General features: G+C 35.7%; 12 protein-coding genes. 5 read left to right on the plus strand and 7 right to left on the minus strand.

From position 1 onward, the window contains the following. Positions 1–29 precede the first annotated feature (29 nt). Entirely contained in the window at positions 30–2,180 is a 2,151-nt protein-coding gene (locus BUB89_RS02230) for an Ig-like domain-containing protein (protein WP_141384488.1), read from the plus strand. A gap of 82 nt (positions 2,181–2,262) precedes the next feature. Here the strand turns inward: BUB89_RS02230 and folK are convergent, their stop codons facing one another. Continuing rightward, on the minus strand, positions 2,263–3,399 hold the full coding sequence (gene folK / locus BUB89_RS02235) for a 2-amino-4-hydroxy-6-hydroxymethyldihydropteridine diphosphokinase (RefSeq protein WP_073241429.1): 1,137 nt from the start codon (positions 3,397–3,399) through the stop codon (positions 2,263–2,265). Between the two features lie 119 nt (positions 3,400–3,518). On the opposite strand from folK, the gene sppA reads away from it, so the two are divergent. After that, positions 3,519–5,279 carry a signal peptide peptidase SppA gene (gene sppA / locus BUB89_RS02240; RefSeq protein ID WP_073241851.1) on the plus strand — a complete coding sequence of 587 codons (1,761 nt, stop codon included), beginning with the start codon at positions 3,519–3,521 and terminating at the stop codon, positions 5,277–5,279. 45 nt (positions 5,280–5,324) lie between these two features. Here the strand turns inward: sppA and BUB89_RS02245 are convergent, their stop codons facing one another. From BUB89_RS02245 to BUB89_RS02265, 5 genes are all read right to left on the minus strand, one after another. Continuing rightward, the gene (locus tag BUB89_RS02245) at positions 5,325–6,401 is read right to left on the minus strand and encodes a GntR family transcriptional regulator (protein WP_373862911.1); all 1,077 of its coding nucleotides are present in this window, start codon (positions 6,399–6,401) and stop codon (positions 5,325–5,327) included. Between the two features lie 267 nt (positions 6,402–6,668). Further along, on the minus strand, positions 6,669–8,462 hold the full coding sequence (locus tag BUB89_RS02250) for a prolyl oligopeptidase family serine peptidase (RefSeq protein ID WP_073241855.1): 1,794 nt from the start codon (positions 8,460–8,462) through the stop codon (positions 6,669–6,671). A gap of 1 nt (position 8,463) precedes the next feature. Further along, positions 8,464–11,466, minus strand: a complete 3,003-nt coding sequence (locus BUB89_RS02255; protein WP_073241431.1) for a glycoside hydrolase family 2 protein — start codon at positions 11,464–11,466, stop codon at positions 8,464–8,466. Between the two features lie 16 nt (positions 11,467–11,482). Then, on the minus strand, positions 11,483–12,817 hold the full coding sequence (locus BUB89_RS02260) for a right-handed parallel beta-helix repeat-containing protein (RefSeq protein WP_073241433.1): 1,335 nt from the start codon (positions 12,815–12,817) through the stop codon (positions 11,483–11,485). Between the two features lie 108 nt (positions 12,818–12,925). Continuing rightward, on the minus strand, positions 12,926–14,047 hold the full coding sequence (locus BUB89_RS02265) for a glycoside hydrolase family 88/105 protein (RefSeq protein WP_073241435.1): 1,122 nt from the start codon (positions 14,045–14,047) through the stop codon (positions 12,926–12,928). A 255-nt stretch (positions 14,048–14,302) separates the two neighbouring features. On the opposite strand from BUB89_RS02265, the gene BUB89_RS02270 reads away from it, so the two are divergent. After that, a complete protein-coding gene (locus tag BUB89_RS02270; protein WP_073241437.1) occupies positions 14,303–15,886 on the plus strand; it encodes a glycoside hydrolase family 28 protein in 1,584 nt (527 codons plus the stop codon). Positions 15,887–16,143: 257 nt separating this feature from the next. Here the strand turns inward: BUB89_RS02270 and BUB89_RS02275 are convergent, their stop codons facing one another. After that, positions 16,144–18,879 (minus strand): glycosyl hydrolase, encoded by a 2,736-nt coding sequence (locus BUB89_RS02275; RefSeq protein WP_073241439.1) that lies wholly within the window; start codon positions 18,877–18,879, stop codon positions 16,144–16,146. A 676-nt stretch (positions 18,880–19,555) separates the two neighbouring features. Between BUB89_RS02275 and BUB89_RS02280 the strand changes: the two genes are divergently transcribed. Both BUB89_RS02280 and BUB89_RS02285 read left to right on the plus strand, forming a co-directional pair. Beyond that, positions 19,556–22,723: a SusC/RagA family TonB-linked outer membrane protein gene (locus BUB89_RS02280; RefSeq protein ID WP_073241442.1), complete on the plus strand. Its 3,168-nt coding sequence runs from the start codon at positions 19,556–19,558 to the stop codon at positions 22,721–22,723. A 48-nt stretch (positions 22,724–22,771) separates the two neighbouring features. Further along, the gene (locus tag BUB89_RS02285) at positions 22,772–24,877 is read left to right on the plus strand and encodes a RagB/SusD family nutrient uptake outer membrane protein (RefSeq protein WP_073241444.1); all 2,106 of its coding nucleotides are present in this window, start codon (positions 22,772–22,774) and stop codon (positions 24,875–24,877) included. Positions 24,878–24,939: the final 62 nt, after the last annotated feature.

Below are 24,939 nucleotides of genomic sequence, written 5' to 3' on the forward strand. Positions count from 1 at the left end.
CATCTCAAAAAAAACAATACTTTTATAATATGAGAACCAAGCTTTTGCATATTATAATTTTAATATTATTTATTAAAACCCCATGTCATTCAAGTAGTATTAAGCTACTAGCTATTGACCCGCCCACTATAACAGCAGACGGAAACACTATTTATTGTCCGCAAACTTATACAAAGATTGCAGAAAATGTTATTATCACTCATGATCCATCAGAAACTGCTACAGACGCAGTTTATATTCAAATAGCTTCCGGATATGTAAACGGACAAGATATTCTAAAATTAAATGATGCTTATAGTGCGTCAAATCCTTCGATAGAAAGTTTTTTTTATCCTTCTGAAGGAAAATTAAAACTATACAATCCTTCCGGCGCTTTAATCCCTTACACTGATTTTACAGAAGCTATTGAAGCCGTTGAGTTTTTCAATTCATCTGCTACGCCATCCGGATCAAGAAGTTTCTCCATCAGTATTGGGATTGGAAATCTTAGCTACTTACCCCGAAATGGTCATTACTATGAATATGTTTCTTCTTACGGAATCACCTGGACAAGCGCGAAATATGAGGCTGGTATTCGAAAATATTATGGCTTACAAGGATACTTAGCGACTTTAACCTCCGCCGATGAAGCTCAATTAGCAGGTGCACAAGCTCCTGGAACAGGATGGATTGGAGGAACAGACGAACAAAGTGAAGGTACCTGGAGATGGGTCACAGGGCCGGAAGGTCTTGAAAACGGGGGTAATGGCAGAACTTTTTGGATAGGAAGATCAAACGGAACTGCAACAGCACCTGATTTCTTTGCAAATTGGAATAATAACGAACCCAATCACAACATACAAGCATTTAAACCTAATGGGGAAAATTATGCTCATATTACAGCACCTGTAATCGGAAGACCCGGAGCCTGGAATGATCTTTCTAATGAAGGTGATCCACCGGGAAATTACCATCCCAGAGGTTACATTGTGGAATATGGCGGGATGCCCGGTGATCCTGTTTTACAACTTTCGGCAAGTACGACCCTTACGATACCACAAATTACCGGCACAACACCAGCTTCCAGATGCGGTAGTGGCTCAGTAACTCTAAAAGCGACAGCCTCGGCCGGAACAATAAGTTGGTATGATGCTCCCGCAGAAGGAAATTTATTAGCAACTGCTGAAAGCTTTACAACTCCGGTTTTATCAACCACAACATCTTATTACGCTCAGGTTGCCGACTGTGTCTCTTCAAGAACAGAAGTTACAGCAACTATCCATACGATACCTGTGTTAAACATCACTACCACCACAGTACCACTATGTGAAACAGAAAAAGCTACATTAATTGCATCAACTAATGCCGGAATTATAAACTGGTATGCTTCTGAAACCGACACTATTATTTTAGGAACAGGTGCCCAATTTACTACTCCCGCACTTACTGAAAATACCACTTATTATGCCGAAGGAATTAATAATGGATGCAGCAGCGGAATCAGAATCCCTGTAAACATCATAGTATATCCCAAACCGGACGTTACTGATGAAACGGTTATTTTATGCAAAGGATCTGAGGCTGAACTAGACGCAGCATCAACAGGAATGCGTTATTTATGGTCTACAGGAGCAACATCACAACAAATCACTGTTAACACCGCTGGCACTTACACCGTAGTTATTACGAATCAAAACAATTGTAGCAGTAGAAAAACTATCATTGTTTCTGAACACAATCTTCCTGAAATCAACTATATTGATGTCAATGAAACGACTGTGGTGATTTATCCAAAAAAAGAAGAAAGCTATTTTGAATACTCTATTGACGGTATCAATTATCAAAACTCCAATGTGTTTTTTAATGCACCAAGTGGTTTGAATACCGCTTATATCAGAGAAACCAATTTGTGTAGCACAGCGACTAAAGAATTTATTGTTTTAGTTGTTCCAAAATTTTTCACTCCTAACAACGACTCTTTTAATGACCGATGGGAAATTAATGGTTTAAGTTTTTACCCCAAAGCATCTGTAAAAATATTTGATCGGTATGGGAAATTAATCAGTATTTTAAACAGTAACAATCCAGGTTGGGACGGAACCTATCATAAAACGATGCTTCCGGCTGCTGATTATTGGTATGTATTAAAAATTGATGATTCAGAGACTGAGAAACGAGGTCATTTTTCTTTAAAAAGATAATTCCTCCCCCACCAACCCTCTTCAAAGGAGAGGGAGTTGAAATTACTTTGTTCTACATATTCTAACTTAAAATTAATTAGTCTTAACAACTAATTCTTTTTTGAATTTCGTCTAAAACAAAAAGATAATCCATTTGGTTATTAACAAAATCCCTGTTACTCACATCAATAATTAAAATGTCTAAATCAGTTTGCAGGCTAAGATAATCCAAATAAGCTGCATTAATTTTTTCTAAATATTCAACCGAAATTCCCTGCTCATAGCTTCGTCCTCGTTTTTGAATATTTTTTAATAGCTGCTGCGGTTTTTGTAACAAATAAACATACAAATCCGGCTTGGGCATTTCTTTATGAATAATTTCAAATAATTTTTTATACAATAAAAACTCCTGTTCTTCCAGTGTTACTTTTGCAAAAATCAATGATTTAAAAACATGGTAATCAGCAACCAGAAAATCATTTTGCAAATTCAACAGTTTTAAATTTTCCGAAAGCTGTTCGTATCGGTCAGCTAAAAAAGATAATTCTAATGAAAAAGCATAGCGTTCCTGATCTTTGTAAAATTTCTCTAAAAAAGAATTATCTGCAAACCGTTCAAATAGTTTGTTGCCCTCAAAATCTTCGGCTATTTTAGTTGCCAATGTTGTTTTTCCAGCTCCAATATTTCCTTCAAAGGCAATATATCTCCTCTTTTGGAACAGACTATTTTGCAACGGATTTTCTAAAGAAGCAACTATAACGCAATTTCCTTCATCGGGACAAACTTCCATTAATTCGGGAATGGTCTTATGAAAAACGGGATGCGTCCAGTTGATTTGCAAATCCTGAAAAGGCAACAAAACAAACTTTCGATCCTGCATTAACGGATGCGGTATGCTAAGCACTTCGGTTTTGATAATTTCCTCATCAAAAGCTACCATGTCAATATCGATAACCCGGGATTGATAACCGCTTTCATTTTTGCGAATGCGTCCTAATTTTTGTTCAATGGATAAGGCTTTAAAAAGGACCTCCTGAGCCGAAAGATGACTGTGTAAAACTAACGCACAATTATAAAAAGCATCGCTGTCAAAACCCCAGGCAGCCGTTTCATAAACATGGGACAGCCGGATTACGGTTCCTATTTCCTGATGTATAAACAAAATACATTTTTTGATTGTTTCGAGCCGGTCGCCCTGATTACTTCCAATGGATAAAATAACCTGATGTTGTGCTTTCATATTAAGCACAAATTAACTAAAGAATTTTAGAAATAGCAATATATTTGCACAAAGTGTCGGCATCCCAATTCAAAGAATAAATGAAGATGTTTTTCGCTTATAAACCCAAAGCTATTATTATGAAGTTTTTAAGTAATGTTATTGCTACTGTTGTAGGACTGTTTGTATTTATAATGCTGTTTTTCTTCGGGATTATTTTCATCGCTGCTATTTTTGGCGGAGAATCAGAAACAGAAAGCCTTAAAGATAATTCAGTAATCGAATTAAATCTTGAAGATATACAACATGATTATGCCGGAAAATACAAAGATCCTTGGATGAGTTTATTCTCTGAAGAAAAAAATATGGGTCTTTCGGATGTTATAAATGCTATCGATGTGGCTTCAATTGACGATAACATCAAAGGGATTTCCATCTTAAACAACAATTCCCAATTAGGAATGGCACAAAGTAAGGACTTGCGAAATGCTTTAGAAAACTTTAAAAAATCGGGTAAATTTGTTATGGCTTATGCCAATACCTATTCGCAAAAAGAATATTATCTGAACTCTGTCGCTAACAGCATTTATTTAAATCCGGTAGGCGAACTGGATTTTAAAGGATTATCTTCTGAAATTATGTTTTTTAAAGATTTACAGGAAAAAACAGGTGTAAAAATGGAAGTGCTGCGACATGGTAAATATAAAAGTGCCGTAGAACCTTTCTTAGAAGATAAAATGAGTGATGCTAACAGAGAGCAAACAACCGTTTTATTAACTAACATCTGGAATTCGGTTGCTGCTGATATTTCAAAAAGCAGAAATATCTCCATTACTAAATTAAATGAAATCGCTACCGGATTGCTGGCACGAACTCCTGAAATGGCTAAAAAAGTAAAGCTAATTGACCACATAGCCTATGAAGATGTTTATCATAACGACATCAAGAAAGCCCTAAAAGTAAGTGCTGACAAAGATTATAATAAAATAGCGATTACCGATTATACTAACAAAATGATTACTACTTCGATTATTACCGAAAGCGATGATAAGATTGCTATTATTTATGCTCAGGGCGAAATTCAAAGTGGCGAAGGAGATGTAAACACTATTGGCGAAGGCTCTATGCGCCGTTCATTGCAAGAAGCCCGAAAAGATAAAAAGGTAAAAGCTATTGTATTAAGAATTGACAGTCCCGGTGGAAATGCACTGACTTCGGATTTAATCTGGAGAGAAGTTGAACTCACTAAAAAAGTGAAACCGGTAGTGGTTTCAATGGGTAATTATGCCGCTTCTGGAGGTTATTATATTGCTTGTAATGCCAATACTATTTTTGCTCAAAACAACACGATTACAGGTTCTATCGGCGTTTTTGGAATCTTGCCTAACTTTAGTCAGTTATCCCAAAAAACAGGAATTAATACTGAACAGGTAAAAACACATGAAAATGCGGCAAGTTATAGCCCGTTTGTTCCCATAGATGAAAAATTTAAAGCCGTTACCTTAGAAAGTATTGAACACATCTATAAAACTTTTGTACATCATGTTGCCGAAGGACGAAAAATGAGTTTTTCAGCAGTTGATTCCATTGCTCAGGGAAGAGTCTGGTCTGGTTCAGAAGCACTAAAAATTGGTCTGGTAGATAAAATCGGGGGATTAAACGCTGCTATTGTAGAAGCAGCCCGTTTGTCGAAAACTGAAAATTACAGTACTCAGAATTATCCGGAATATGAAAAAGATTTTGATGATGTGCTTTCTCAATTCCCCTTTGCAAGCAGCAAAAAGAATATTATAAAAGAAGAAATTGGTGCCGAAAATTACCAGTTGTTACAACAGCTTAAAAAATTTCAATCCCGAAAAGGCGTTCAGGCTATCCTGCCTTTTGAAATTTCAATACATTAAAAAAAAAAATCCGTTTAAGTGTTACAAACTTAAACGGATTTTTTTTTAAATAGAATTTCGATCAATAAAATTAAACGGATTTTTTATTTTGCCCGATTCTTTGTTCAGAATCATACTGGCAGCCGTGGCTCCCATTACTTTAAAATCAGTTGAAACGACTGTGATTCCCAGTAATTCTTTCAAAGGAGTATCATTATAAGATATCACACCAATTTCTCTTCCTAATTCAAAATCTTTATCTCTTATTTGCTTGACAAGATTAACCAAATCTGATTCTTCAATTGTAATAAATAAATCTCCTTTTTTTAATACAATATCATCATAAACTTCCCTCAAAATCTCGTACTCTAAACCGGAATCAACACAAAAACGTTTAAAACCATTCAAAATCCTTCTTGGGTAAGGATAAACGGAACTTTCGGGATAAATCAATATGAGTTTATTATATCTTGAAATCTTTTCGATACCTTGTTTTAAAGCGCCATAAATATCGTTTTCATAATCCTGACAAACTTCAATTATAGAATCTTCAATTCCTTTATTATTATCTAAAATGACTAATTTTTCTTTTGGAATTTTATTAATAGCCTGTAAAACGCTTTCTCCCGAACTAAAATGGGTTAAATTATCAGTTTTAAAATGAGGCATGATTACATAATAATCATAAGCTCCTAAATATTTATCAATTAAATTAAGGAATAAGGTTTGGTCACAATGGTAAATGTGTAAATCTGTCTGAGAATTCCCTCCAATGTTATTTATAAAGGAATTGTAAATTCTCATTTTATAAGAACTCAGCTTATTGATTAAGAAAAGTACATTAACTTTTGCAATTAATTTAGTACGGGTTACATAATAACCTTTACCTCTGATAGGAGTGATTATCTTTCTTTTTTTCAGAATATTGTATGCTTTTTCAACAGTGTCCCGTGACAGATAAAATTCCTCACTAAGCATATTAATAGAAGGCAGTTTTTGATCCATCTGTAACTTGCCTGTAGAAATACTATCAATTATCGAATCTACTATCTGTTTGTACTTTGGGATTCTTGAGTTCTCGCTTAAACTCATTGAAAATGAAACCCCTTCATCAATCATCTCTTTTGTCAAAAACTTTTCCATTTCCCTATAAATTAAATTTTACTTTTCTACAAGAACAAAATTCTTCTATTAAATTAAAAAAAGAAATCGGCATGACCAAATAGAAAAAGCATGTAATCGATTACCAAATATAAAAATAATTTTACTATAAAAAATTAAAAGACTGAAAATAAAACAAAAACACTATAATTTACGAAAAAAACTATCATATACGCAAAAGCCGGATTGATTAAGTAAAACTCATCCATCCGGCTTTTAAAATTTATTGATGCCTTGAAATAAAAAAGATTATTCTTTCATCAACTGCAAAAGAGTAGATTTTGGCACTTCTAAAACAGTTCCGTGACGAGTTCCTGACGGAAAACTAATTTTATCTGAAACATCTTCCCATCCGTTGGCAGTTTGCTTTAAAGCACCATATTTATGATCTCTGTACTTATCAAAATACATCATCCACTTTCCGTCAATTTTGATAGCTGTTGGTCCTTCTGCCCAGTAATTACCTGTAATGGGAGCACTTGCTTTAGAATAAGGTCCTGTTAATTTATCGCTGTAAGCTACTCTGAGATTTTTTTGCACAGGAACTTTTGTTTCATCTTTCAGGAACATAATATATCCCTTATCATCTTTTAAAATAGAAGAATCAATTACATTAAAACCGGGTTCATAAAGTAATTTTGTAGGTGTATAAGTTTTAAAATCCTTAGTGGTTGTATAATAAATTCTGTGATTATAGCCACTATCTTCGGTAGATTGTGTTTCAGGAAATTTTCCTGTTATCGTACTCGCCCAGTAAATCATGTACTCTTTATTTACTTCGTCATAAGTAATTTCAGGAGCCCAGGTGTTACGAGTTCCGCTTTCATGCTCCATTACAGGCAAAAACTCTTGCTTTGACCAGTGAATTAAATCTTTGGAAGAAGCATATCCTATTCCTTTATCAGTCCAGCTTACTGTCCAGACCATGTGGTACAATCCATCGCCTCCCTTAATAATACAAGGATCACGCATCAATTTATCTTTTCCAACTTCAGGAGTTAAAAACGAAGCATCTTTTTTCAAAGATTGCCATTTATAACCATCTTCACTGTAAGCCAGATGCAAACCATCTTCTCCATTTCCTTTAAAATAAGAAAACAGATAAACTGATTTTTCAGCAATTATTTTATTGGCTATTAACCAATGTTCTAAAGAAGCAGACCAATCTGTATTGGTTCCTTTTGTTCCAAGTCCAAAACCATGACCTCCATTTTGATAGACATGCATTTCGGCAGGAACTTTATTTTTCTTTAAAGCCATGTAATAATTGATACTATTTTCTACAGGAACTGCTCCGTCATCAGTAGCATGAACTAAGAAGGTGGGCGGTGTATTTTCGTTTACTTCTTTTTCGTTCGAATATTTAGCAATCAAATCAGCCGAAGCTGTTTTCCCTAAAAGACTTTCTTTTGAACCGTTATGCGTAATTCCGTTTTCCATGGAAATTACCGGATAAATCAACATCGAAAAATCAGGACGTGCACTAATACCGTCTTTCGCATCATAAATTTTATCTAAAAAATGAGTAGAAGCCGTGGAAGCTAAATGTCCTCCGGCCGAGAATCCCATGATTCCGATTTTATTGGTATCCAAATTCCATTTTTCAGCATTTCTGCGTAAAACACGAATGGCTTCTTGTGCATCCTGCAATGGACCAACCGTTTTATCCTTCATGATATCATCTGACGGCAAACGGTATTTCAATACAAAAGCAGAAACTCCGATGGAATTGAACCATTGAGCCACTTTTATTCCTTCTTTATCAATAGACAAAACCGAATATCCGCCACCCGGACAGATAATAACTGCAGCATTTTTAGAAGATTTATTTTCGACTAAAAAAGGCATTAAAGTTGGCTCAACTACTTTTCTAATTCCGGATCGGTTGCCCTGAGCATCTAATCTGGGTTCTTCCTTGTAAGCTTCATTTTTAATAGCTCCCGGAATTTTATCCCACAAGGAAAATGCTGCACTTTCCTGAGAAAAGCCACTGCTGGAAAATCCTAAAAAAAGTAGTAGTCCAAATAATAATTTTTTGTTCATGCTAATTTTCATTTTTTTTATAAAATTCTATTTCTACAATACGCAACTGACCTTTGGCATTAGCCGCACTTTTATCTTTGAATAAATCCAGTTCTTTATTTGGATCTACCTCAACAATGGCATCAAAAGCATCTTTTTCAGAATTAGTTCCGGTTAGTTCTATTGTGATTTCTCCGGCTAATTCAGGTTTTAAAGGAATCGTAATATAGCCTAAACTTTGTTCGGTATTGCCTCGATAAACTTCTTTTCCATCGGCTAATATACGAATTGGATAACTTTTTGAACGCCAACCTGTAAACTTCACAACTATTTCATTTACCACAGCTGGCTTAGCTAAAGTATAAGTTATTTTTCCCGAATTACTTTTCCCATCGTTAGCCCATTCAGTCAATTCATTATCATCATAACTTTTATAAACATCATTTTGATTTGAAGCTGCAGTTGCGTATCTGACAAAAACAGGGGTTCGTTTTATGGTATAAGAAGGCGTTTTTGGCGTAGGTCCTTTCTCCAGATAAGAAGGCATATTATCGCCAGGCAATTGCTCTGCTAATCCATTTTTAGACACAAATGGTTTTGATTTCAGTTTTACATTAGCAGATTGTAATCCTTTGAACTTAGCCGAAATACTAATCTCTCCAGCTTTCAAAGTAGAACGAACCATCACCCGGTTTACACCATTCTCTACCGGTAGTTTTTGTGACAAAATATAATTATCCGGACCTTGCGCAATACCACCCAGCCAAGTCGCATTTCCATCTAATGAAAATTCGATTAAGCTATTGTCTAAAACGCATCGATTGCCTTTTTTATCCACTACTTCTACATCAATTAAAGCGATATCATTTCCATTCGCGACTAATCCTTCGGCACTGGTATGCGGTGTTAATTTAATTGCAAAAGGAGTTCCTGAAGTTGTTTTTTCATCCTCACTCAGCACTTTCCCATTCGTATCATAACTCACTGCTTTTACCGCACCGGATTCCCAATGAATGTTTTCGAAAGTAAATAAAAACTGCTTGCTTTGTGTACCAAAACCTTTGGATTTTCCATTCACAAAAAGCTCTACTTTGTCTCCTGAAGAAACCACATAAATATTTTTTGTAACTGCATCAGTATAATTCCAATGTCCTATAATATGAGTTCTGTATTTTTCAATATCTACCCAGCCGTCCCACATCACCTGATGTGCAAAGAAACCGTCTTTTGGAATTCGCATTGGATCCACTTCACCACTTCTTCTGTAATTTTCGGCACCTCTAAAATGGGTATTACTATCCGAAAAAATAATGTTTACTCCACCTGAACTCACTCTCTTTCCAGTTCCCGGGCGTTCGATATAATAATCATACCATCGCGTTATGTTTTCGATAGCATGCATGTCCTGATTGTGATTGTACGGACTGGCATCTGCCACTTTGCTTCCATTAACATTTGAATGATTAGTCCCTCCTGTTCCTTCTTTATGAAAAGGCGGCGAGAATTCGTCCCAGTATTTTCTCAAACCTTCATCTCTGGAATATTCGGTTGCCCACAAAGGTTTACGGGCACTTTTATTGATATACAACATTTCACCACCATACTCCGCTTCCTGACTATCCAGCATTTCACGGGAACCAATGGCTCTTCCGCCATGAGGATCATAAGTATCACGCAGGCTTTTCATTTCGTGCATGTGAGGTTCACTGATTACTTCGTTTCCGCTTTCATAAAAAATAATACTCGGATTATTTCGATTGTAAATAATGGCATCCCTCATTAAATTGACACGCTGATTCCATTGAATTCCTTTGGCATCTTTTTCGGCATCACCGGCCGGCATAGCCTGAAGCATACCTACTCTGTCGCAGGATTCTACGTCTTGTTTCCAAGGTGTCACGTGCATCCAACGCACTAAATTACCATTGCTTTCTACCATCATTCGATTGCTAAAATCACTCATCCAGGCAGGAACTGACATCCCGACAGCAGGCCATTCGTTACTGGTTCGTTGTGCATAACCCTTCATTTGGATTACTCTGTCATTCAAAACTACTTCCCCATTGGCGAAAGCCGTTTTTCTAAAACCGGTTTTAGTTGCTACCTCGTCTACAATCTTTCCGTCCACTTTTAAAATGGTTTTTACCGTATACAAATAACCGTAACCCCAACTCCAAAAATGCAAATTATCCAGTTCTTTCGAAGCCTTAACAATTTTAGTTTCTCCCGGGTTTAAAGTAGTTTTCTGACCTGAAAAATCAGCAACTTTTTTATTTTCCAAATCAAAAACCTGAACTTCATAAGAGAATGTTTTGGTCGCAGGAAATTCATTTTTAACCTGAGTTTCGGCAGTTATGATTGCTGTTTTTTGAGCAATATTAATATTCGAAGCATACACATAAGTCCCGATCGTTTTTAGAGTCGAATACAACGGAAGTGTCTGATACAATTTATCGGTTACATGAAGATAAACGTTCTTAGGAATACCGCCATAATTAGCATTAAAATTATTATTGTTCCATTGAAAAGTAGATCCTGTTTCCTGCTCTTTGTATTTCCAGTCATTGTCAATACGAAGTGCAATGGTATTTTCGGCCGGATAAGGTTTCACTAAACCTGAAATATCATAACCAAAAGCCATCACTCCATTTTCATGAAGCCCCACTTTTTGTCCGTTGACATAAATGGTTCCGCCTTGACGAACGCCTTCAAATTCTATAAAGACTTTTTTATCTGTAATTCCTTCGGGTAGTTTAAACTTTTTTCGATACCAGACAATTCCGGTAGTCAGCTGCGTGATGTCTTTCTTAAATGCTTCATTTTGATTAAATGCAAAAGGAAGCGTTACTGATTGCCAGTTTTTATCATTAAAATCAGTCTCTTTGGCCTGAGCCAAATCACCTGATTTTAATTTCCAGTCTGAATTAAAATTGTATTTCTTTCTATCAAATTCCTGTGCAGTCACAGAAAAACAAAAAAACAGTACTAACGAAGTACAAAAAAATTGCTTTAAATTGGTTATCATAATAAAATCTTGTTGGTTATTTTTTTTCGAAACATCCTAAATCGGGTGAAGTTCCATTGAATGAAAATCCTAAATTAGTCCCTGCATCGATTAGTTTGCTGGATGGTGTTAATTTTAAAAAATCAGTGCTAGGTAAACTCCCATCTGCTTGTCGCGGAGCCATCAATAATTTTTCATCAAGACTCTTAAAATCAGAAGCCGTAATCGGAATATCAGCCAGATCAAAATAATTATTTTTCAGCAAACAACGGGATTTATCGATATTGGCTAATTCCCTTACTTTAGCATCAAATCCTAAATTATTCATCAATTCATGATTCCAGCCAGGACCGTCAGTTCCAAAATCGGTCGGATTTAATGCCAGACAATTCAGCATATCATAATTTATTCTGTTTTTATAAGCCGTGTTATTGTGCCAATAATTGCCTTCTAAATGGTGATTAGCATAAAATCCGCCTTGTTTATTTCCTACAGCCAGACAAAAACGGATGGTATTTTTGGGAATCGGAGTGAAATTAGCAATCAAATTATTGTAAGGATTTCTGCCTTTAGCATAACCACCAGCTTTGAATCCGTTTCCATCGGCTCTGGACACAAAATCTGGAGAATAACCATTGTAAAAAGCCCAGCAGTTTTCTATCAAAACAGCTTCGGCATTATTGATTAAATCAAAGCCATCATCACTATTAAACCAGGCACGACAACCTCTGAAAACATTATTGATACTTCCTTTTTCAAGATGAGCACCAAAACCATCAGTATTACCGCCCTTTCCTCCTTCGGAAACAGAATCATAATTATTGTAAGCATCACAGTTCAAAACCAAATTATTCGACCCACTAAGCATATAAACTCCAATAGCCATATTATCATGCATATTGAGTTGTTCCAGCGTATTATTGCTTCCACGAACTTCAAAACATTCTGATTGGGTATGCTTTTTAATTGTTACCTGAACGCCTACAACTTCAATTCCTTTTATGTGAATATTATTTCCATTTATTAAAAAAGCAATGACACGCTTTCCGACTGGCTTAATATTTTTATAATCAAAAACCGGTTTTTCATTTTTATAACCCAAATAGGAAATTCCGTTTTTATCTAATTTAGTAACATAAGCCCAAACACCTTTTGACTGTGCAATTTGTTCTTCACGCATGGTATAAACACCTCCTCTTATAAAAACAGTATCGCCTGAACCGGCTAATTCCTGTGCTCTTTGGATAGTTTCAACAGGATTTGAGATAGTTCCGTTATGAGCATCATTTCCCGAAGGAGCTACGTAGAATTCTTTTGCAAAACAAAAGAAACTATTTAAAAACAGTACGGCAATCAGGATTTTGAATTTCATCTTACAGCAATTGATTTCATTAAAAAGGGAAGTCTTTAAAACTTCCCTTTTTTCTATTACAAACTATTTAAACTTACTTATAAAAAGAAAGGAAAATAGTGTTCTTAATTATTTCATTTTGTAGAGTTCAGATCCTGCTAGCAAGAAACAACCTAAACCATAATCTTCAAAATCAGGAATTTTATCATAACTTAATGGCATACCGTCTTTTGGTTCTTTTCCTGTAGATTGTAAATATCCTAAGAATCCATTTTTATGTAAACTTTCGGTTGTTAATGCTTTCCATGCTTTTTCAATTACCGGCAGATAGGTTTTTTTATCTAAAATACCATTGTTGATTCCATAAGCAATTCCATAAACAAATAAAGCCGTTCCTGAAGCTTCTTTTTCTCCATAATTGTTAGGATCATGTAAGCTTGCATTCCAGAAACCATCGGCTCTCTGAATAGGCACTAAGGCTTTTGCCATAGCTTTCAAATCTTTTACATATTGATCTCTGTGAGGCGCGTTTTCAGGAATAATGGTTAACACTTTTGCCAATGCTCCAATTACCCAACCGTTTCCACGACTCCAGTAACAGTCTTCTCCATTTGGTTCTTTGTAAGGAGGATCAAAATCGGCATCACGCCACCATAATCCGTCTTTTGGATTGAATAATCCATTGTCACCATGTTTATTTCTGGAGTACATGTACATTTCATACATTTTCTCATAATACCGATTATCATTATCTAAAACACCCATTTTAGCAAAAACCGGCATCCCCATCTGAATAGCATCAATCCATGACCAATCATCATTTTGCGGCGTGTTTACTAACATATTGATATTAGCTCTTGTGTTTTTTAATTTATCCGGATCAGGAGATAAATTATACAAATCAATATAGGTTTGTGCTGCACAATAATTATCGGCATTACGGGTGGTATTCCCTCCGTTAAATCCCCATTTGTGTGATTCTGCCCAATCGTAAGCATATTTATAATAAACATCTTTAGGATAAATTTCGTGCAAAGCCATCAATCCTTCATAATATACCCCACGAGTCCAGATGTTACTTGGACGCTCTTTATTAGTGATAATTGTTTTTCCGGTATCTGGCCATTTGTCCATGAAATATTTATTAGCTAATTCCATTTGAGCCAGTACCGCTTTTTTATCAAAAGGGTTTTGCGCACTTACTGAATTGTATAATAAAAAAGAGGTAAAGAGTAAAACCAGTTTCTTCATTTGTTTATTTTTTGTGAATTAATACTAAATTTTAAATTTCTATTTTTGATGAAAAATAAATAATCAGGTAAAAATAATATTCAAATCTCTGTTTTCTGTCCTGTAGCATCCTGCTAAATTAAAATTTATACTCCATTTTCGGCATTAATCTTGCAATGGGGACTAAACAGAAATTAAAAAAGCAATACGCTGGGATTGCTCAATAATTTTGCCAAACACAATAATTTTACTTTTTTATAAAAAACCATTTAAAAAATGAACAGATTAAAAACAATTACAGGACTCACTTTAATAACGCTAAGCCTGCTTTGTTGCAATGCAAAAAAGAATTCAAAAACACCAACTGCTACGGCAAGAATCCTGACAGAAAATGAAGTGGGTGTCAAAATGCTTCCTGATGAAATTGAAGCTGTAAAAGCTCCTTTTAAAACGATTCCATTTGAAAAACCCGTATTCCCTGCTGAAAAAGTTACACTCGTACTTTCTGCTACTGCAATAAATACGGCCACCATTCAAACAGCGATTGACCGGTTAAGTGCTAAAGGTGGAGGAACTGTTATTATTCCAAATGGAAAATGGCTGACAGGAAGAATTCATCTGAAAGACAACATCAATTTTCATTTGGAAAATGAAGCACAGTTAGTTTTTAGCGGCGAAATAAAAGATTTTCTTCCTGTTGTTTTTACCCGTATCGAAGGAATTGAAGTAATGTCTCTGGGTGCTTGTATTTATGCTAATGGCGCTACCAATATTGCTGTTACTGGAAAAGGAAAATTGATAGGACCGCAAAAAGGCTCTATTCGAGACCGAATTTTAACAAAGGATGTTATTGATAATGTAATTGACCCAAAGACCGCTGTTTCTGAACGAATTGTTGACGGCACAAAACAAGACTGGATTTTCCCACCTATGTTTATTTCGCCTATTAATTGTAAAAAGGTTTATATTGAAGGAGTTTCTTTAGAAAATTCTGCTTTTTGGAATATTGTCCCTATTTATTGTGACAATGTGATTATTCGTGGTGTTACTGTCAACTCAGTCGGGATAGCCCGCGGTGACGGAATTGACATTGAATCCAGCAAAAATGTATTAATTGAATATTGTAATCTGAGTACTGGTGACGACTGTTTTACGATGAAAGCAGGACGCGGAGAAGATGGCATCAGAGTAAACAAATCAACCGAAAACGTAGTGGTGCGTTATTGTCTGGCATTGGAAGGTCATGGCGGAATTACCTGCGGAAGTGAAACTGCCGGAATGATTCGTAATTTATATGTTCACGATTGTGTATTTAATATTGATGGTGTGGGTATCCGTTTTAAAACCCGAAGATCTCGTGGCGGTGGCGGCGAAAACTTAACTTACGAACGCATCAGAATGAATCTGGAGCAAACAGCCATCAAATGGGATATGCTGGGTTCATCCGGAAGTGTGGGTGATCTTGCGGATCGTTTACCGGCAAGAGCCATCAATACACTGACTCCAAAATTTAAAAATATTACTATCAAAGATATTAGTATCGAAAACTGCTCTACTTTTATAAAAGTTTTTGGAATTCCCGAATCGCCGGTAACTCATTTAACCATTAAAAATGCTACTGTAAATTGTACGGAGTTATTCAACGCTCACGATCTTCAGGATGCAACTTTTAAAAACATGTCCATTACAACAAAAGATTCCACCTTATTTTTATTAGATTCTAAAAATATTGTTTTTGACCAAATTGATTTTAAAACACCCCAATTTGTAAAACTTGATATTAAAGGAACTGCTTCTGATTCTATTTTTGTTCGGTCAGGTTCAAATATTAAAAACACCCAATGGTTTAAAAAAAATTAATATAACTGTCCGCTAAGCGGACTAAATATAAAAAAGGCCACAGATGACACTGATTGAACAGATAAAAACGGATTTTTATAGCTCTTTGCAAATCACAATCTGTGATAATCCATTAAAATCCGTTTCATCTGTGTGCCATTCTCAATGATTGGCATAAGAAACAAACAGTCATTAAATCATCTTAAAATGAAAAACTTCCTAAACACTCTATTAAACTGGAGCACGTAGGAAGTTTTTTTAATCTAAAAATTTTAAAATCAATTCATACTTTTTAAAGGTGTTATGCTAACCGGAGTTGTTAATCCGGAAGGCATTGGAGCCCATTTAGTTGCATCAAATTTATTATAATCTTTATCCACCATATTAATTTCGTAGAAAATTTTCCATTCCTTCCCTTTCTTTTCCATATCACGAACACGGTTTGCAGAAAGATTGGTCACCTGAACTTTCAACTCATTTTTCCCTTTCTTCAATTTTCCTAAATTGATTGTAAAAGGCACTGACCAGGCTTCGCCAATATAGTTTCCGTTCAACCAGATTTTAGCACTTTCTCTCACATCACCCAGATTTAATTGCCAGTTATCCGCAGCTGCTTTTGGCGCATCAAATTGCAAAGTGTACAATGCTGTTCCTGAGAAAGCTTCCGTTTCAGGGCTTATTTTAGTCCATGATTCTAAAGTAGTTACTTTTGCAGGAGAAGGCAAAGTAGGTCCTCCTTTTTCAAAAGTCAGCTGCCAATCTCCTTTTAACGCAATAGGTTCTGCTGTAGCTTCGTAATATTTCCAAGGTTTTTCAGAAGCTGTATTTTCGGTTTTTAAAATCAATGATCTTCCGGATTCGATGCGAAGTTTTACTAAAGTAATTTGCCCTTCTTTTTGAACTATTGCATTACCCACATTTCTGTTTAACGGATCTAAAATCAACACTTCTTTATTGGCTGCAGCCAAAGGAATAAAACCTTCAATAGTCTTAGCTGTGTGATTTACCAGATAATAGATTTTCTCTCCATCTAAATCTCTTCTGATGAATTTCAAACCGGTTTTCACCAATGTTTCCGGTTGTTCATTGGCTTCCGCCAAAGCTTTAAACAAATCATTTACCGGATTTACCAATGCTTTATTAGTCGAAAGTAAAGATGCTAATTTTTCGTTTTGAGCTTCATAATCTTTGAATCCCGGAACTGATTTTGGCAAACCTTCAAAAATTATATGTGCTCCTGATTTTTTCAATGCAAGCAGTTTTTCTAAAGTAGCCAATGGCATTTTATCACAATTAGGAACTACTAAAGACTTATAACTGTTTCCCGGTAAAACAATTTTTCCGTTTTCAACTTTTGCCTGAGCAATAAAACTATCTGAAACAAAATCAACGCCATAGCCGTTTTCCATTAATTTTTTGGTAGTATCATAAAACGGAGTTCCATGCAGCCACTCTTTCAACGAGTGAATTTTGAATTGGAAAAATAAATTTCCATCTAAACTTTTTCCCCAGGTATCATACACCGGGTAATACAATAAAGTTTCATTATCCGGTTTTCCAGCCTGTAATAAGGATTGGCAATTAGCAATATAATTGAATAATCCCGAAGCATCTTCCCAGATAGAATTTGTAGCATTAAAATTTACAGAAGCATAAAATTTCCATCCCGGCCATTCGGCCTTTTTAGGCGAATACGTTGAACCGTGAAGAAAAACGTGATTGATTCCGTTAAGCATTAAATCCTCAACTTCAGGTTTACATTGTGACAAAGCCGTTTTAAAATGGTCTCTCAACCAGGTAAAAGTTTCTGAAGAAGTCAATGGTTTTCCGGCAATGTGAGCTGCAGAAGAAGAAAATTTTAACATAACAGGATCAGCATCTCCATCCCTGATATCTTCTTTTTCACGTCTGAATCCCGGAATATCATACGGCATAGATCCAAAAGTTTCACATTCAGGAATATCAGCAGAGGCGTATAAATCAATTAAATTCCCCGGCGAACCGTGTGCCTGTAACTTTGTTTTATAATTTTTAGAATTAGCCCATTTAGTCCATGGCAAGTCAAATTTATTCAATAATAAATCAGAAATGGTTTCTCTGTAATCGCTTTTAATTCTGTTTCCAATTTCAGAATCCTCTTTACTCAACAACTGCGGAAGGTGTTTTTTCAAATCATACCCTCTGCGTTTTTCAAATTCCTGTAAAAAAAGTGGCGTGAAATCAGTTCCATAAACTTCATAACTATCATTAAAAATAGCCCTCAGTTTTCCTTCAAATCCTACTAATGCTTTATCAAAAGGAACCACATAAGCATTAAGCGCTTCAGTAGAAAAATGGTCCAAAGTATAGCCTTTTCCTCCCGGTGCAGCACGTTTTACCTGTTGCCCTGTTTTCCCTGCAAAAACAGCATACAGCGTATAATTTGTTTTTTTAGCCTTCCAGTTTAATACATTTCCCTTCAATTCGCTTGTCAGGTCCAGATAAGAACCATCAGCTCCGTAAGCGGAAACAATTAATAATTGTGCAGGAACTTTTTCCTTAGCAGGATCTGTTTTTATCTCCTTATTAAATTGTTCGTTTTTTTTAACTTCATATTTCTCCACAACTAATTTAGTTGCAGCATTTTCTAAAGAAACCTGAGGTCCACCATAAGGCCAGCCTGTTCCCAGAACCATATCAACCTGCAGACCTAAACTATCGGCTATTTTTACAGTATAACCCAGCATTTCCATGTACTTAGGCGACAAATAATCAATAAAATTATTCTCTTCTCCTTTTACTCCGTAGATAGGTGTGATTTCTACTCCTCCAATTCCAACTTTTTGAAAATCGATTAAACTGGATTTTAAATTAGGCTTGTCTACAGCGCTTCCCATCCACCACCAGCGTGCCCATGGTTTGCTTACATTTTTAGTTTCCGGCCATGCTTTACCAGATTTATTTTCCTGAGCAGCACCGTTTAGAGAAAACAAAATTCCGATGATAAACGGAAGATAAGTGAGTTTGATTTTCATTGAATAATATATTTAATGTATGAAGAAGATAATTTTAAATAACCTCAATTGACAAAACTATAAAAAATTACTTTTTATTTAAACAGCGAAAATTATTAAATACTTGTCTTTAAAGCATCCTGTACCATCCTGTTAACATAGAATCAAAGCACTACTAATAAGTTCAAACAAAATGATATGAAATTATTTTCGGCTTTTTAAAATGCTGTAGTATTAATTTGTGTAGTACTTTAAAATACGCTGAAAACGATATAATCTCCTCTACTTCTTGCTATTAACATTTTTTCAAAAATCAGACAATCTATCCAAATTCCAAATAGTGACATCTATTAGAATTCCACCTACAAAAGTTAGCTTTTCATTAACGTTTATCTGTTAAATTTCTTGTCTTCAAAAGATAAAAACACCTAAGGTATTCCAGAATAAAGCGTTTTTACAAAATCTGCATTTATTTTAACATTCTATTTTTTATTTAGAATAAAATTATTTAAAAAATAATAAACTCATAAAAGTATTTAACAAAAAATCAAAAAATTTAATTGAAATCAGAAAAGAAATTAACATTCCTAAAGGCTGAATTTCCTTGTAAAAACAAGCAATACAGACACTACAGGATAGTTAAAAATATCCGAAAATTTAATTTTGAATTAATGCTAACCGTAATATAAAGTTAATTATGAAAAACAAACTTTTTTATTTATTGAGTATGCTAATGGTTCTTTTACTAAGTACCACTACGTATGCTCAGGAAAAAATAGTCAAAGGAAAAATCATTGACGAAACAGGATTTCCTGTTCCTGGTGCTTCTTTAATTATTAAAGGAACAACTAAAGGAAGTACAACTGACATGGATGGAAATTATTCCATTTCAGCAAAGCCTGGAGATGTTATTGTATTCTCCTACTTAGGTTACAAAACTGTAGAAGAAACAGTAACTGAAGCTAACACTTACAATATAACATTGACACCGACTCAATCTCAACTTGATGAGGTAATTGTAGTTGGTTATGGTACTCAAAAGAAATCAGACGTTACCGGAGCAATTACAAGAGTTAGTGCCGAAGAGCTGAACGACAGACCAGTAAGCAATGCGCTAGAAGCATTACAGGGAAAAGCTGCCGGGGTGGACATTACCACTAGTGAACGTCCAGGAACACTTGGAACGGTTCGTATTCGTGGACAACGTTCCTTAACTGCCAGTAGTAATCCTCTTTATGTAGTGGATGGCGTACCTCTGTTATCATCCTCTTCTATCGAAACTTTAAACCCGAGAGACATAGAATCTATCGATGTCCTTAAAGACGCCTCTGCTACCGCTATTTACGGATCTCGCGGAGCTAATGGTGTTATTATTGTGACCACTAAACAGGGGAAATCAGGGCGATTCAATTTGAATTATTCTGCCACATTAACAACTACTAACATTGTAGATCGCTCACCATCAATGAGTGCTGCTGATTTTATACAATTCAAACGTTGGGCTGCATATAATTCGAGTATGCTCGATCCAAACTCTTTTCAATATGCACACCCAAATTCTCCTACTCTTGCAAGTGACACACAATTATTTGCCAGTTCTTTAGATGGTAATACTACTCAAGCTAATGTATTGAAAGGTTGGGAAAGTGGTACTTGGGATCCTTCAAAGGTTACCAATACAGATTGGACTGACTTTGTAACTCGTACAGGAATCATGAATGAGCACGTGATTAGTGCCAGCGGCGGATCTGAAAAAGTGAATAGCTATGCTTCATTTGGTTACCTTAGTAACAAAGGAACACAAAGAGGACAAGACTATTCTCGTTATACTACAAAATTAACCACAAATATTACCCCAACAGATTGGTTCAAACTTAATGCCTCTTTAAATATTTCCTGGAGTGAACAAGACTTTGGTATGTCAACCTTAGGAGGACGTAGCGGTTCCGTACCTAATGCTATTTATGGTGCTGCTAAATCTGTGTTTAACATCGCAACTCCTTATGATGCAAATGGTAATCTATTAATTAATCCAGGTGGAGAAAACGGTGTTTATACGATTATTAATGAATGGGAAAAAAGTACTCAATTATCGCAAACGATGCGTGCTTTAGGTAATATTTCAGCAACTTTTGAAATAGGAAAAATATGGGAACCGCTTAAGGGATTAAGTTATAAAATTAATTTCGGTCCTGATTTTCGTCATTTTAGAGAAGGAGTATATATTGATGGCACCTCTTCACATAGAATCAATTCAAATGGTACTCCTGGAAGAAACTTTGCCAGATTAAGAAACGAACGTGATTTTTCCTGGACTTTCGACAACATGATTAATTACGATCGTACTTTTAACAAACACAAAATAGGAGCTACATTATTGCAAACAGCCTCTAAATGGGACGAAGAATTTTCTTCACTTAGCGCCAGCAACATTGCTAAACCTTCTTTCTTATGGAATGCTTTAGGTGATATTGATTTAAGTAATGCAGACAACAGTGCTAGTATGAGTTCTAATATCATACAACGTCAACTTTATTCCTACATGGCTCGTTTCAACTATGGTTTTGACGATCGCTACCTGTTAACTGTGTCAGGACGTTGGGATGCGGCATCACAACTATCTGAGGGATACAAATGGGATTTCTTCCCTTCAGCAGCTTTAGCATGGCGTTTGGATCAAGAAGAATTTATTAAAGATATTGATTGGGTTAATAATCTAAAATTCCGTTTAGGTTTTGGTTCAGTTGGTAACTCTTCTGTTAATCCTTATGATACAAAAGGAAATATTAGAAACTTAAACCTTCCATTTAATGGAATAAGCAATCAAATAGGGTATACTACTAATGAACCTTATTATACAAATGACTTAACTCCAATGGCAAATCCTGCATTGGGATGGGAAAAAACTACACAATACAATCTTGGAATTGATTTTGGTATACTTAAAAATAGAATTAGCGGTAGTATAGAACTTTACAGATCTTTTACGGATGACTTATTAATGGGGGTAAATATACCAACATTGACGGGTTACAACAGAACTATAGCTAACATTGGTAAAACCAGCAATAAAGGAGTTGAGGTTACTTTAAATTTCACTCCTGTACAAACAGAAAGTGGATTTACATGGGAAAGTGGCTTAAATGCAGCTTGGCAAAAGGATAAAATTGAAGAATTAGCCTATGGGAAAAATGACATGGTTGACAATTCCTGGTTCATAGGTGAACAAATCAATGTTCGCTATGGTTTTGACAACTTAGGTTTATGGCAAGACACACCTGAAGACCAAGCCGAAATGGAATTATGGAACGCTAATGGATATAACTTTACTCCAGGTAACGTGCGTCCAAAAGATCAAAACGGTGATTATGACATGACTATTGAAGACAGAACAATCGTAGGTAACAGTAGTCCAAACTGGACTATGGGATGGAACAATACTTTTAATTATAAAGGTTTTGAGTTATCAACACTATTATATGGTCGTATGGGCTACACAGCCTCATTAGGTGGAGAAGCATTGACAGGTACAAGCAATCAACGCCAAATAGATTACTGGACTCCTGATAATCCAAATGCTGAATTCCAAAAACCATTGTTAGGACAAGCATCTGCCGGATCAAGAGATCCTTACTCAGGACTTCTTGGATTCACAAAAGCTTCTTTCGTAAAAATCCGTAACATTTCTTTGGGATACAATTTCTCTAAAGAATCTACTTCTGCTATTGGCTTAGCTAATCTAAAAATCTATGCTCAGGCCATAAACCCAGGTAGCATTTATCAGTCAGTTGACTGGTATGATTTTGATACTAATTCAACTATATTCAACCGTAGCTTTGTTATGGGAATTGAAGTAGGATTTTAAAATAAGTTATAACGAATCTATAAAGTAATAACATAAAAATATAACAAAATGAATAAATTTAAAAATATAGGAATTAGTCTGCTGTTGTTAACAGGGCTGTCTTTCAGCTCTTGCTCCAAAGACTTTCTGGATGAAGAACAAACCAACCGCTATTCAACGGATTACTTTGAAACTCCAGAGGGACTTGAAGCACTAACAGTATCATTATACGGTAATATCAGATGGCATTTTGGTTTTGAATGGGCTTATGGAATCACGCTTTACGGAACCGATGAGTTTACCAATGCCAATGATTTAACGAATCAAATGTGGAACACTTATGACAATCGATTAGCTCCTTTTAGAGCCACTCCTGCCTTAGGTGCTGCTAATAATAACGCAACTGGACCAGAGGCTTTATGGGATCAGATGTACTTTGGTATCGCATCAGCCAATAGAATTATTGCAAATGCTGAAAAAATTACAGATGTAGCTATTAAAAATCGTTGTTTAGCACATGCTTATTTTTTACGAGGATACAATTATTATCGTTTAACAGCTCAGTATGGAGGTGTAGTACTTCAAACAACTCCAGTGGTTGGAGTTGTACGTAATTTTACCCGATCTACTGAAGAGCAATGTTGGGAACAGGTAATCTCTGATTTCCGAAATGCTTACAATTTATTTGAAGGTGAAATTTTCACTTATGGTAAAGGGATCACATGGACAAAGGCTACAGCTGCTCATTTTCTTGCTAAAGCTTTATTATTCCGTTCTTCAGAACGTAATGATGCATGGAACAGCGCTTATAAAGATGCCGATTTAAATGAAGCTATTGATGCGTGTACTTATGCCATTAACGCCCGTGGGCCATTAACCAGTAACTATAGAGATTTATACGGTAACTGGACAGGAGTAGATTCAGCTGCTGAACAACAAAATGAAATTCTAATGGCAGCAGGACACAATGCTGACCCTATTACTTCTGGTCGTTTTGGTAACCGTACTTACAACTACTTTGCGCCTCAGTTTTCAAATTTTGCAGGAGGTTGGGTACGACGTGGTGTATGGATTGGAAGTATGGATTTCCAACGCTGTCGTCCTACTGAATACAGTTATGCTGTTTACGATCACGTGAATGATTCCCGTATGTGGAAAACATTCAAAACTGTTTATGGAGCTAATACCATTGTTGGCACTAATCCGAATGGAGTTCAACTGGGAGATCCTGCAATTGTGATGATTTTAAATACCAAAGATGATCACACTTATGATGGATACAATTTTGGAGCTGCTATACAAAACCCAACATGGAGAGATGACAACAGTCGTTTGGCTGAATGGAAAGTAGGCTCTCGCCAAACAGCGAGCACCGGATCTTTAACTTCAAAAGTAGGACAGTATGCACCTAACTCACTAGTATTATATAAAAACGGGACTTATGTAGCTCCAACATTTGGAACAGGTACTAGTTTCAGCAATTTCTTTGCAGGTATCAATAAAACAGAAGACGGATCTCGTCAGGCAGAAAGAGGAGATTCTCGTCGTGATGTAACTATGGCTCGTTTAGGAGAAACTTATTTAGTAAGAGCTGAATGTTATGCACGATTAGGACAATATGCTGAAGCAATGGGTGACATTAACATTATTCGTGCCAGAGCACAATGGAAAAATGGAGAAAACAGATCATACTATAGAGATGGTTCTCAAGCATTTGAAACTAACGGATTGAATACAGGAACTAATGCAACCAATTATATCAATTCTAACTTGAATATGAATACCTACTATTTGTCTAATCCAAGTTTAGCACCTACAACAGCAGCCTCTAGCTTACAATTGACTTCATTCCCTGCTAACCTGCCAGCAGAAGATGAAGCTATTATTGCAAGAGTAGGAGCTTCAAGCGCCTATGAACGTGCTTTACACTTTATTCTTAACGAACGAACACGTGAATTATTAGGAGAATGGCAACGTTGGGAAACTTTATCCCGTACAGGTACTTTAATTACTCGTGCTAAAGCATTTAATACTGAAGCATCTGCTATTACAGCTAATAAACATGAACTTCGTCCAATACCACAATCTTTTATTGATGGTTTAAGAAATGAAGATGGTTCTAATTTATCAGAAGCTCAGGCAAAAGCCTGGCAAAATCCAGGATACACAAACTAATATTATTTATTTTAGTTAAATAAACTAAAGCGCCATGGTACAAAAATTCCATGGCGCTTTTT

This window comes from Flavobacterium flevense (assembly GCF_900142775.1).
Lineage (GTDB): Bacteria > Bacteroidota > Bacteroidia > Flavobacteriales > Flavobacteriaceae > Flavobacterium > Flavobacterium flevense.

Bases quoted from the DNA above. Each gene is read 5' to 3' on its own strand.
- BUB89_RS02230 (WP_141384488.1), top strand. From the start codon at position 30: ATGAGAACCAAGCTTTTGCATATTATAATTTTAATATTATTTATTAAA.
- BUB89_RS02245 (WP_373862911.1), bottom strand. From the start codon at position 6,401: ATGGAAAAGTTTTTGACAAAAGAGATGATTGATGAAGGGGTTTCATTT.
- BUB89_RS02285 (WP_073241444.1), top strand. From the start codon at position 22,772: ATGAATAAATTTAAAAATATAGGAATTAGTCTGCTGTTGTTAACAGGG.
- folK (WP_073241429.1), bottom strand. From the start codon at position 3,399: ATGAAAGCACAACATCAGGTTATTTTATCCATTGGAAGTAATCAGGGC.
- BUB89_RS02280 (WP_073241442.1), top strand. From the start codon at position 19,556: ATGAAAAACAAACTTTTTTATTTATTGAGTATGCTAATGGTTCTTTTA.
- BUB89_RS02265 (WP_073241435.1), bottom strand. From the start codon at position 14,047: ATGAAGAAACTGGTTTTACTCTTTACCTCTTTTTTATTATACAATTCA.
- BUB89_RS02255 (WP_073241431.1), bottom strand. From the start codon at position 11,466: ATGATAACCAATTTAAAGCAATTTTTTTGTACTTCGTTAGTACTGTTT.
- BUB89_RS02270 (WP_073241437.1), top strand. From the start codon at position 14,303: ATGAACAGATTAAAAACAATTACAGGACTCACTTTAATAACGCTAAGC.
- BUB89_RS02275 (WP_073241439.1), bottom strand. From the start codon at position 18,879: ATGAAAATCAAACTCACTTATCTTCCGTTTATCATCGGAATTTTGTTT.
- sppA (WP_073241851.1), top strand. From the start codon at position 3,519: ATGAAGTTTTTAAGTAATGTTATTGCTACTGTTGTAGGACTGTTTGTA.
- BUB89_RS02260 (WP_073241433.1), bottom strand. From the start codon at position 12,817: ATGAAATTCAAAATCCTGATTGCCGTACTGTTTTTAAATAGTTTCTTT.
- BUB89_RS02250 (WP_073241855.1), bottom strand. From the start codon at position 8,462: ATGAACAAAAAATTATTATTTGGACTACTACTTTTTTTAGGATTTTCC.